This window comes from Luteibacter sp. ME-Dv--P-043b, from assembly GCF_030209605.1.
Classification (GTDB): domain Bacteria; phylum Pseudomonadota; class Gammaproteobacteria; order Xanthomonadales; family Rhodanobacteraceae; genus Luteibacter.
Window position 1 is genome coordinate 115321 of record NZ_JARVRT010000013.1, and the last position, 11808, is coordinate 127128.

Here is an 11808-nt window from a genome sequence, read left to right on the forward strand (position 1 = left end):
GCCGCGGGAGCGGGGACACTAGCGCCCGATGCCGACCCTCCTGCCACCGGACAACGCGCCGGACGCCGATCCTTCACCGCCCCTCGCGCCGCGCGATGCGGCGCTGCACGCGATCGTCTATCGCCAGCATCTGCGTCGCAAGCCCGGCGCCAGCGGGCGGCGCATCGCCGGCTGGGTCGGCACCCTGCTCATCCACCTGGCGTTCCTGTTCGGGATGATCCTGGGACCGGCCTACGATGTGCTGCCGCCGCCCCCGGAGCCCGAGCATCCCGATGCGCTGCAGGTGCGGCTGATCGACAAGCCGCCGCCGCCCGTGCCGCCCGTGCGCGGCACGCCGTCCACGGCACCCGTGGCGAAGGTGAAATACACGACCAGGTGGTCCACCGCGGCCAGTCGCGCCGCGCAGGGCGCGCATGCGTCGGCCGTCGCCGCGGCGCGCACGCCGTCACGTCCCGCGGTGGCTTCGCCCGCCGCGCCCGCGCCGAAGGTGAAGGCTGCGCCGAAGCCGGTCGCGCCGCCTCCCAGCGTCCTCGCCGTGGCCGATCGTCCCGTGGTGCAGCCAAAGGCGCCGCCCCCGCAGCCGGAGCTGGAAAAAGTGCCCGTGCCGACCCAGGCGCCGCCGGACCTTGCGATGGATACACCCCGGCCGGACGTCGTGCCCCCGCGGTTCCAGCCCGAGCCGGTGCGTCGCCCGCAGGCCGAGGGCTCCGCGCCCATGCCGCCACCGGCCTCGCTGTCGATCCCGCCGACCCCGGCGGCGCAGATGGCCGTGACACCCGCGCCACCCACGATCACTGCCGAGCGGACCACGCCCGTACCGACCACGGCGATGACGCTCGCCACGGTGCCGCGCCCGGAGGTGGAGACGAGTGCCGCGCCGCCGACGCCGCAAGAGGCGCCGCTGCCGAAGGTCGCTGTGGAAGCGGCCGTGCCCCGGCCCGACCTGACCGCGGACATGCGACCGGTGCCGACACGGATCTCGGTGCAGAGCGTGCAGGCTCCGCCGGTCGAGGCTGAGGCGGAACTCGCGGCCGTGCCGTTGCCGGACGCCGTGGCCAAACCGTCGGTATCGGCACCGGAGAGCGCGGTGGCGCGCCCGGCCGTACAGGCGCCTGCGGTCGCAGCTGGTGATATCCAGCGTCCGGTGGCCGGTGCGGACACGGCGCCCGCGGCGCCCGGCCAGGCGCCGGGCGACACCGCGGCCGGCCAGTCCACGGCCAAGGCGGCCACGCAGGGCAAACAGGGCAGCAACGCGTCGGCCGAGGCCGTGCAGGGTCAGTCGGCTGGCAAATCGTCGCCCGGCGATGCCGACGTGTCCGGTTCGAACACACCGGGTGCCGCACAGGTCTCGGGTAAGCCGGGCGCGGCGAAAGGCGCGGATGAAGGCACGCGCATCACCGGTGCCGACGGCACGTCGCAGCGCAGCGACGGCGTGGTGGGCGGGCAGGGTGACAAGGCCGGTCCCGTGGGCGCCTACACCGAGCTGAAACCGCGCGGCAACCTGATACCGCAGAACGGCGCGCGCGTGCACGTCGACTACAAGGCCACCCGCTTCGATAACGACTGGACGCCCAAGGGCGAGAGTTCGGTCGATACCGCGCTTCGCCACGGCGTGGAGGCGACCACGGTGAAGGCCACCGTTTCCCTGCCTCGCGGTATCCGCCTCAACTGCACCGCCGGTCCCGGCAATGCCGGTGCGAAGGGTGCGGGCAGCCCGGGCATGAGCGCGATATCGTTGTTCACGCTGGGCTGCAGCGGTGGCGACGGCCCGCCGAAGCCAGCCAGCCAAGACGCCGTGGCCCGCACGCAGACCATGGCGCCGGCGAAACCGCTGGCCGAGAACCTGCCGCCGGCGAATAGCGCGACAGTGGCGGCAGCGCCCGCGGCGTTCGACAACACAGCGCTTTGCACCACCGCACGTGTCACCGGTGGGCCTCTGCCGCCGGGCTGCGAGGCGTCGATCAAGATCAACGTGCCCGTGGCCTCACCGGCGTCGGGCTCGTGGGTGCCAGCGAGCGATCAGTTCAAGTAGGCGGCGTTCACTGGCTTGGCGGGCGAATCTCCGTGCCCGCGGCCATGTCGTGCAGCGCGCGGCGACGACGGTCCACCAGCGCCGGAAGCAACAGGATCGCCCAGCCGACGAGCGGCGCCCACAGTGCCGCGCGCAGCGACGTCAGCGGGAAGATCAGCACGAGCGCGAGTGGCAACGCCGCGACGGCCAGCCGCACCAGGCCGCGTCGCCAGCCTACTGCGTCGCCCCGCGCATCCGTCACGCGGATACGCCAGGGCCGCATGCCCAGGGTCTGCCCGCCACGCACCCACGACAGCAGGAAATACGCGCCGACGGCCACGCCCTGCAAGGGCTGGTACCACCAGGTCAGCAGGTGTCCGTGCGCATCGAACAGTTGCCCGCCCGTGGCCATCTGCGCGAGCAGCCCCACCACCATGACGATGGCCACGACCGCCAGCGCGTCGTAGACGATCGCCGCGAAACGGCGCCAGGCGGAGGCAGGGGCGGGCGGATTGGGGAGCATGGGTCTACCTGCGTGACGCGATCGGCCGGGCGATCGTAGCGGAAATTCGGAAAGCCGCAGGCTTGCCGGTTAGTTTCGTGGGGTTTCATGGGTTTTGCCGGACATTGACCCCTCCGGCGTGTGCCGCCAATGTCGGCTTCATACCCCTCACTGCACGGAGCATCCCATTATGAGCCTCAAGCTTTCTTCTACGGACGTCGCCCTCAACACCGTACTCGAGGACATCGGCAAGGATGACGTGACATCGCCCGTCGAGATGCAGAGCCTTCGTGACAGTGCCGACGAGCACGTCCTGGAAGCGACAGGACTGTCCATTTTCATTCCCACGACGCCCCTGGGCGCATCCGTGGTGCGTGTGCTGTTCCAGGCCGACGAGTTCGTCGAGAACATGCAGCGCGTGGCCATCGAATCGCGAAATGTCAACCTTCCGCCGGAGCGACGTGAGGCGATGAAGGCGGCGATCGAACACCAGATCGCCTACATCGTCGCTGGGTACCAGTCCAGCGTCCAGAGGCTTTGAGTCGAGGGCGAGGGCATGCGACCATCCGGTCCATGCCCTCGCCGCACCCGCGCGTCCCCACCGCTACCGAACCGGCAGCCCCCGTTCCTCCGCGGGACGACGACGCCCGCCTGATCGATCGCTTCATCGAGCGCATCTGGTCGGAGGACGGCCTGGCCGAGCGTACGCTCGAAGCCTACCGACGCGATCTGCAAGGCCTGGGGCGCTGGCTCGCCACGCGCGGCAAGTCGCTCGCCACGGCGACTCGCGAGGATATCTCGGCCTACCATGGTAGCCAGCCGGTGGCCGTGCGCAGCATGGCGCGGCGGCAGTCCGCGTTCCGCCGGTTCTATGCGCAACGGGCGAGGGACGATGCCACGACCGACGACCCCACCTTGCTCATGCAACGACCGAGGATGCCGCGCGGGTTGCCCAAGGCCCTGGCCGAGCGCGAGATCGAGTCGCTGATCGTCGCGCCGGACCTGTCGACACCGCTGGGCCAGCGTGACCGCGCCATGCTCGAATTGATGTACTCCTCCGGCCTTCGTGTGTCCGAACTGGTCGACTTGCCGCTGGCGGGACTGAACACGCGGCAAGGCGTGTTGCGGGTCACCGGCAAGGGCGACAAGGATCGCCTGGTGCCCGTGGGCGAAGAGGCGTTGCGCCACGTGGATACGTACCTGCGCGAAGCCCGTCCGGCGCTGGCAAAAGGTCATGGGCAGCCGGCGGCGCTGTTCCTCTCGCGGCGCGGCGGGGCACTCACCCGGCAGATGTTCTGGACGCTGGTGAAACGCTATGCCCTGCAGGTCGGCATCCCGTCGAAGCGGGTGTCCCCCCATGTGCTGCGCCACTCCTTCGCCACCCACCTGCTCAACCACGGCGCCGACCTGCGTGCCCTGCAGATGCTGCTGGGGCACAGCTCGCTCAGCACCACGCAGATCTACACGCTGGTGGCCAAGGAGGGGCTGAAGCGCCTTCACGCTCAGCACCACCCGCGAGGTTGATGACGGCGTCCTGAAGCTTCGCCCGGCAACGGACAGCTAGCGTCACGTATCTGCGGCACTCGACGTGTAGATCGCTGTTTTATTGGAGAAAATGTGATTTCTCCGGAACGTTCTGGTTGTTGTTTCGCGATAGCCCACTGCGTAGTCTGGTTTGAAACGCGTCGGATCGGCGCGCCACCGCAGGACGAGGTGATTTTCGATGAACGTGAAACTTAACGCCGACGACCCAGTACTTGCGTCGCTGATGTCCGGTATGGATGAAGGCGCTGCTGATCCGACCGTGCCCTTAGATCGCCTTCGCGATGCGGCCGCGCTGCAGTTCGGACAGGCCATGCACGCGGATGTCCGCGCCGGAGAGAACGCACTCAGGGATGCGCTGGCGCGCGTGCGTCCGGCCGTCGATTCGCTTGTGGAGAACATGCGACGCGTCGCGACGGAACCTGCCCTTTCGAGGATGTCCGACGTTCAGCGCGCCGACGTGAAGTCGGCCGTCGAACATCAGATCGCTTATGTCATCGGTGGGTACCGGGCAGCATTCCCGCAGACGTGAGGGATAACTCATAAAGGAGCATGTCATGGGCATTAAGCTGGAATCGAACGACCGCATGGTCAGGTCGATCATCCGTACGGTCGACAGGGACGACCTGATGTCGGAGGAAGAGCTTCGCGTCCTCCGGGAGGGTGCGGATATCCGCATGCAGGCCGCGACCGGCATCGACCCGGGTGACGACACGATGAAACTGAGCGTGGCCATTACCCTCTTGCTGGACTCGGCGGACGTGCTTGTCGCGGTGTGCGAACACCTGCGAGATCAGGCGCAGGATGCCGGCGCGTCCGTGGCGTGGATGGACGCCGCAAGGCGTGCCCTCGACTATCAGCTCGCGTGTGTGGTGGCTGGCTTCAAGGCGACCATCGAACCGCTTTGAGCCGTCCGTGGATCGTCTCGACGCACGCGATTCGTCTGTTACCGCGCCCTCCGTCGCCGTCTCACACCCGCGGGACGGTGAGCCGTGCCACAATCCGGGGAACCGAAAGCGGCGGCCGTGTTCAAAGTCGGTCCCGCATCCCCACGGTGACAGATGGAGTCGTACCGATGTTGAAGAAGATCCTCCCCGCGCTGCTGGCTGGCGCGTTCGCCATGACGGCGCACGCGGCCGACGATACCCAGGCCGTGCGTGCCGCGGTCGAATCGCTGGCCCCCGGTATCAAGGTGGACAGCATCGCCGCCGCGCCGATGCCCGGTTTCTACCAGGTGGTGGCCTCCGGGCGCATGGTCTACGTCAGCGCGGACGGCCGGTACATGCTCAACGGCAACCTGATCGACCTGAAGGCCAAGACCGACCTGAGCGCCGCCAGTTGGGCCGCCACGCGCAAGGTGGAACTGGCCAAGGTGCCCGCCTCGCAGCGGCTGGTCTATGCCCCGGCCAACCCCAAGCACACGGTCACGGTGTTCACCGATGTGGATTGCGGTTTCTGCCGCCAGCTTCACGCCCACATCGACGAATTCAACAAGCAGGGCATCGCGGTCGAATACGTGTTCTGGCCGCGCGAGGGCCTGAAGACCACGTCGGGCAACGACACCCCGTCGTATACCAAGGCCGTGTCTGTCTGGTGCAGCGCGGATCGCAAGAACGCCTTCAACCAGGCCATGAGCGGTGCCACTCCCAAGGCCGCCACCTGCGCCAACCCGGTGAAGGACGAATTCGAGCTGGGCGAGCGTCTCGGCGTGAACGGCACCCCTACCATCGTGACCGAGAACGGTGACGTGGTCGGCGGCTACGTCACCCCCGCGCAGTTGCTCCAGGCACTGCAGGCCCCGGCCGGCACCGTCCGCGGCGGGTGATCCCGCGCGGCCCATGTTGCCGCGCAACATCATGTAGAATGGGCGTTTTCCTTCAGCGCCTATTCTCCCCCGCATGATCGCACTCGACGGGCAGAGCGCCCTCTCACCGTTTCGCCTCGAACGACTGAACGCCCACCTGGATGCCCTGCATCACGGGACGCGGGTGCAGGCCGCCTGGTTCACCTATTTCGTCGACGTCGCCACCCCGCCGGAAGGCGAGGCCCGGGCACGCCTGCTGGCTGTGCTGGAGGCGAAAGCCCATACGCCCGACGATGCCACGTTCTGGATCGTGCCGCGCCTGGGCACGATCTCGCCGTGGTCCAGCAAGGCCACCGACATCCTGCATGGCGCCGGTTTCGACGTGCGACGCGTGGAGCGCGGCACCGCCTGGCGGATCACCGGCATGCCCGAGGCCGACCACCCCGCCCATGCCGCGGTCATGGCCTCCTTCTGCGATCCCATGGTGCAGTCGCCACTGGCCCACCTGGACGACGCCACCGGCCTGTTCCTGGTCGGCGAGCCGGGTCCGCTGGGCCATGTGGAACTGGGCGACGACGCCAGCGCCGCCTTGTCGGCTGCCAACCGCGAACTCGGCCTCGCCCTGGCCGACGATGAAATCGCCTACCTGGCCGAGCGCTACGCCGAGATGGGTCGCGCCCCGACCGACGCCGAGCTGATGATGTTCGCGCAGGCCAATTCCGAGCACTGCCGGCACAAGGTGTTCAACGCCACCTGGACGCTCGACGGCCAGGCGCAGGACATCTCGCTGTTCGGCATGATCAAGAACACCCACCAGCACTCGCCCGAGCACACGCTGTCGGCCTACCACGACAACGCCGCCGTGATCGCGGGCTATGACGGCCAGCGTCTGTTCGTCGACCCGGCAGACGGCGTGTTCCGCAAGGTGGCCGAAGCGGCGCCGTATGCGATCAAGGTCGAGACGCACAACCATCCCACGGCCATTGCGCCCTGGCCGGGTGCGGCCACCGGTGCCGGTGGCGAAATCCGCGACGAGGGCGCCACCGGTCGCGGCGGCAAGCCCAAGGCCGGTCTTACCGGGTTCTCGGTGTCGCATCTGCGCATCCCCGGGCTGCCCCGGCCGTGGGAAAAGGAACGCCCCCTGCCACCGCGCATGGCTTCGGCTTTCGAGATCATGCGCGATGGCCCGCTGGGCGCCGCCGCGTTCAACAACGAGTTCGGCCGTCCCGCGCTGGGTGGTTACTTCCGCACCTTCGAGCAGGAAACCGGCGAGAAGGGCGTGCGCCGCGGTTACGACAAGCCGATCATGATCGCCGGTGGCCTGGCCGCCATCCGTCCTGACCACGTGCAGAAGCGTAAGGTGCGGCCCGGTGACAAGGTCATCGTGCTGGGCGGTCCGGCGATGCTGATCGGCCTGGGCGGCGGTGCCGCGTCGTCGGTGTCCTCGGGCACGTCCAGCGCGGAGCTGGACTTCGCCTCCGTGCAGCGCGACAACCCCGAGATGGAACGCCGCTGCCAGCAGGTGATCGACGCCTGCTGGGCGCGTGGCGACCACAACCCCATCGTCAGCATTCACGACGTGGGCGCGGGCGGTGTCTCCAACGCCATCCCCGAGATCCTCAACGACGCCGGCGTCGGCGGCATCATCGACTTGTCGAAGCTGCCTTGCGACGACCCGACCCTCTCGCCCATGCAGGTGTGGAGCAACGAGTCGCAAGAGCGCTACGTGCTGGCCATCGGTGCGGAAGACCTCCCGCTGTTCGAGTCCTTCTGCGCGCGCGAGCGCTGCCCATACGCGGTGGTCGGCGACGCGACGCAAGAAGCCCGCCTGATCGTGCGCGACACGCGGCGCGACATCACCGTGATCGACCTGGGCATGGATGTCCTGTTCGGCAAGCCGCCGCGCATGCATCGCGATGCCGTTCGCGTGAAGCCGCGCGTCGACCTGGTCGCCGACCTCACCGGCATCGGCATGAACGAGGCGCTGCTGCGCGTGCTCCGCCTGCCCGCCGTGGGCAGCAAGAGCTTCCTCATCACCATCGGCGACCGTACCGTCGGCGGCCTCAACGCCCGCGATCCCATGGTGGGCCCGTGGCAGGTGCCGGTAGCCGATGTCGCCGTCACCATGACCGACTTCGACGGCTACGCTGGCGAAGCCATGGCGATGGCCGAGCGTGCGCCGGTGGCGCTGCTGTCCAGCGCCGATGCCGCGCGCATGGCCGTGGGCGAGGCGATCACCAACCTCGCCGCAGCCTCGCTGAAGCTGGACGAAGTGCGCCTGTCCGCCAACTGGATGGCCGCGGTGAACCACCCCGGCGAGGACGCCGCTCTGTTCGACGCGGTGAAGGCCGTCGGCATGGAGCTCTGCCCGTCGCTGGATATCTCGGTGCCGGTTGGCAAGGACTCCCTGTCCATGCAGACGGTGTGGACCGACGAGACCGGCAAGGCGCAGAAGACCGTGTCGCCGGTGTCGCTGGTCATCACCGGCTTCGCCCGCGTGGACGACGTGCGTCGCACGCTCACGCCGCAACTGAAGACCGACCGTGGCGATACCGAACTCTGGCTGATCGACCTGGGTGCCGGCCGCGATCGCCTCGGCGGATCCGCGCTCACCCAGGTGTTCAACCGCAGCGGCGGCGTGCCGCCCGATCTCGACGACCCGAAGCGCCTTCGCGCGATGTTCGAGCTTATCCAGGAGGCCAACCGCTCCGGCCTGCTGCTGGCCTATCACGACCGCTCGGACGGCGGCGCCATCGTCACCTTGCTGGAAATGGCCTTCGCCGGTCGCTGCGGCCTGGAGCTGCGCCTGGACGGCTGGGCCGACGCCATGCTGCGCGCGCTGTTCAACGAGGAACTGGGCGCAGTGGTGCAGGTGGCCTCGGCCAACCGCGAGGCCTTCGAGGCCCTGGTGGTGAAGCATGGTCTCACCGGCATGACCCACATGGTCGGCCGTCCGAAGGAAAAACTGGGCATCAAGCTGCACCTGAACGGCGAAACCCCGTTCAAATGGAACTGGACCGAGCTGTTCCGCGCCTGGAACGAAACCAGCTACGCCATGCAGCGCCTGCGCGACAACCCGCACAGCGCCGACCAGGAAAGCGACTGGCGGCTCGACGATGCCGATCCGGGTATCTCGCCGAAGCTGACCTTCGACCCCTCGGTAGACATCGCCGCACCGCTCATCCTGTCCGGCAAGCGGCCCCGCGTGGCCATCCTGCGCGAGCAGGGCGTCAACGGCCAGGTGGAGATGGCGGCGGCGTTCGACCGCGCCGGCTTCGACGCCGTCGACGTGCACATGACCGACCTCGCCAGTGGCCGTCATCACCTCAAGGACTTCGTCGGCCTGGCGGCCTGCGGCGGGTTCTCCTATGGCGACGTCCTGGGTGCGGGTCGCGGCTGGGCCACGTCGATCCTCTACAACGACGCGTTGCGCGAGCAGTTCGCCCGTTTCTTCGAGGACGGCACCCGCTTCGCGCTGGGTGTGTGCAACGGCTGCCAGATGATGTCGCAGTTGAAGGACATCATCCCGGACGCCCGCCACTGGCCGCAGTTCCTGCGCAACCAGTCCGAGCAATACGAGGCGCGCGTGGCCACGCTGGAAATTCTCGACTCGCCCAGCGTCTTCTTCCGCGGCATGGCCGGTTCGCGCATTCCCGTGGCCGTGGCGCATGGCGAAGGTCGGGTCTATTTCCCGAACGTGTGCAGCCCGTCGAAGAGCCACGGCGTGGCGCGTTTCGTCGACAACCGCGGTCGACCGACGGAAAGCTACCCGCTCAACCCGAACGGTTCGCCGGGCGGCCTGGCGGCGTTCACCGCGGCGGACGGGCGCGTCACCATCATGATGCCGCATCCGGAGCGCGTGTTCCGTAGTGCCCAGTTGAGCTGGCACCCGGAGCAGTGGGGCGAGGATTCCCCGTGGATGCGCATGTTCCGCAACGCCCGCGTCTGGGTCGGCTGATTCGCCGCACGCCACGGTGACCACGTCCGACCTCACCAGCGTCATCGTCGTCCTCGCGGACAGTGGCCCGTTCACCCGCGAGTGCGTCGAACACGCGCTCGCCAGCGAGGTGCCGATCGAGGTCATCGTGGTCGATAACGGCTCCGCCGACGGCGTGCCCGAATCGCTGGACCGTGCCTACGCCCGCGACGAGCGTGTCCGTGTGGTCTACAACCGGGCCAACCTGGGTTTCGGCGCGGCGGTGAACCGTGGCGCGCTGCACGCGCGCGGCGAACGCCTGCTGGTGTTGAATCCCGACTGCCTGGTGCAGCCCGATACCCTGACTCGCATGATTGCCTATATGGATGTCCATACGGGTATCGTGGGCGCGGTGGTGTGCGACAGCGAAGGGCGTCCCGATCCCGCGTCGCGGCGGCGCGATCCCCTGCTGGCACGCGCGCTGCGTACCAAGCTGGGGCGTGGCGGTGACGGCGGCATCGATATCCACGGACCGATGCCACAGGGTGCCGAGGAGGTCGAGATCGTTTCCGGCGCCATCCTGCTGATACCGCGTAACGTGTTCGAGCGGGTAGGCGGCTTCGACGAAACCTTCTTCCTCCACTGCGAGGACATGGACCTGTGCCGTCGCGTGCGTGACAGCGGTTACCGTGTGCTGCTGGCGGGCGACGTACGGGTGCTGCACGGCAAGGGCGGGTCCAGTCGCCACCGGCCGGTCTTCGTCAGCCGGCACAAGCACCGCAGCATGTACCTGTGGTTCCGGCGCCACGATCCAGCGGCACGCAACCCGCTCGTGCGGCTGATCGTGTGGCTGGGCATCTGGGCGCACTTCGTCGTCAAGATTCCCGGCCAGCTGTTACGCCGGCGCCGGTGAGCGCCGCAAAGGGCAGCGGTGTCGCCACCCTGGGTCTGCTCGCCGTCACGGCGATCTGGGGCTCCACTTTCGTGCTCATCAAGGACGTCGTCGGCCGCATGGCCGTGGTCGATTTCCTGGCCGTCCGTTTCGCCATCGCCGCCGTCGTCATGCTTGCGGTGTTCGCCGTGCCGGTGTGGCGGCTGGGCCGCGTCGAGCGCTTGCGCGGCCTCGGGCTGGGCGTGCTCTACGGCTTCGCGCAATGGCTGCAGACCGAAGGCCTGGCGCTCACCTCGCCCAGCGTCAGCGGTTTCGTCACCGGCATGTATGTCGTCATCACGCCCATCCTCGCCCTGCTGCTGTTCCGCCAGCGCATGCCGGTAAGCACCTGGTTCGCCGCCGTGCTGGCGACGGTCGGTCTGGGCGTGCTCGCGTTGAACGGTTTCACCGTGGACCTGGGCGTGCTGCTCACCCTGGCGTCGGCGGCGCTGTATGCGCTGCATATCGTAGGGTTGGGCCACTGGTCGAAGCCCGGGAGCGCGTTTGGCATGTCCGCGGTGCAGATGGTCGGCATCGCCGCGGTCTGCCTTGCCGCCACCGCGCCCCACCACGGTCCGGCGTTGCCGCCCGACGGCAAGGCATGGGTGGCGGTGCTGTACATGGCGTTGATCGCGGGCGCGTTCGCCCTGCTGGTGCAGACCTGGGCACAGTCGCACATGCCCGCCACGCGCGCGGCCATCGTGATGACCACCGAACCGGTATTCGCAGCGGGGTTTGCCGTGCTGCTCGGCGTGGATGCGCTGACCGTGCGGATGGTGGTCGGTGGCGGGCTGGTACTGGCGGCTATGTACCTGGTCGAGCTGGCGCCGCGCTTTCGTCGGCGTCAGCTGGCTGAGGCTTTGCATCATGAGGTGGGGTAGGGCTCGCCTTCGGCATCGCGTTTGGCCTTGGAGCTTTGGGCTCTGGGGCAAGAGCCGGCGGGTAGCCCCCTCGGGGCCACGCCTGCGGCGACCCGTTGAGGAAAGGCCGCTGGCGCGGCCGTGTATCTGGTTCGCGCACATCGTGCGCTCCTACGCGCGCCATATTCGGGTCGGGCTTCGAACGGGGATTTTCGATTCGCCATCCATGGCTCAGCGAAAAT

At 68.4% G+C, this 11808-nt stretch carries 10 protein-coding genes; 9 read left to right on the forward strand and 1 reads right to left on the reverse strand.

The window, feature by feature from the left end:
* The first annotated feature begins 28 nt into the window (after nt 1-28).
* Entirely contained in the window at nt 29-2032 is a 2004-nt protein-coding gene (locus QRN34_RS08495; protein ID WP_285403727.1) for a hypothetical protein, read from the forward strand.
* 7 nt (nt 2033-2039) lie between these two features.
* Here the strand turns inward: QRN34_RS08495 and QRN34_RS08500 are convergent, their stop codons facing one another.
* Nucleotides 2040-2534, reverse strand: coding sequence for an RDD family protein (locus QRN34_RS08500; protein WP_285403729.1), 495 nt, complete (start codon nt 2532-2534; stop codon nt 2040-2042).
* 169 nt (nt 2535-2703) lie between these two features.
* Between QRN34_RS08500 and QRN34_RS08505 the strand changes: the two genes are divergently transcribed.
* The 8 genes from QRN34_RS08505 (at nt 2704) to QRN34_RS08540 (ending at nt 11587) form a co-directional block, all read left to right on the forward strand.
* Complete coding sequence (locus tag QRN34_RS08505) at nt 2704-3054, forward strand: hypothetical protein (RefSeq protein ID WP_036137430.1); 351 nt, start codon at nt 2704-2706, stop codon at nt 3052-3054.
* A 32-nt stretch (nt 3055-3086) separates the two neighbouring features.
* Nucleotides 3087-4037: a site-specific tyrosine recombinase XerD gene (xerD, locus tag QRN34_RS08510; RefSeq protein WP_285403732.1), complete on the forward strand. Its 951-nt coding sequence runs from the start codon at nt 3087-3089 to the stop codon at nt 4035-4037.
* 199 nt (nt 4038-4236) lie between these two features.
* Complete coding sequence (locus QRN34_RS08515) at nt 4237-4587, forward strand: hypothetical protein (protein WP_285403735.1); 351 nt, start codon at nt 4237-4239, stop codon at nt 4585-4587.
* Nucleotides 4588-4612: 25 nt separating this feature from the next.
* Complete coding sequence (locus tag QRN34_RS08520; protein WP_285403738.1) at nt 4613-4963, forward strand: hypothetical protein; 351 nt, start codon at nt 4613-4615, stop codon at nt 4961-4963.
* 167 nt (nt 4964-5130) lie between these two features.
* Nucleotides 5131-5880, forward strand: a complete 750-nt coding sequence (locus tag QRN34_RS08525) for a thioredoxin fold domain-containing protein (RefSeq protein WP_036137422.1) — start codon at nt 5131-5133, stop codon at nt 5878-5880.
* Nucleotides 5881-5953: 73 nt separating this feature from the next.
* The gene (gene purL / locus QRN34_RS08530; RefSeq protein ID WP_285403746.1) at nt 5954-9817 is read left to right on the forward strand and encodes a phosphoribosylformylglycinamidine synthase; all 3864 of its coding nucleotides are present in this window, start codon (nt 5954-5956) and stop codon (nt 9815-9817) included.
* A 16-nt stretch (nt 9818-9833) separates the two neighbouring features.
* A complete protein-coding gene (locus tag QRN34_RS08535) occupies nt 9834-10688 on the forward strand; it encodes a glycosyltransferase family 2 protein (protein ID WP_285403752.1) in 855 nt (284 codons plus the stop codon).
* Nucleotides 10685-11587 (forward strand): DMT family transporter, encoded by a 903-nt coding sequence (locus QRN34_RS08540; RefSeq protein ID WP_285403754.1) that lies wholly within the window; start codon nt 10685-10687, stop codon nt 11585-11587. The genes QRN34_RS08535 and QRN34_RS08540 overlap by 4 nt, the downstream gene beginning before the upstream one ends.
* Nucleotides 11588-11808 lie beyond the last annotated feature (221 nt).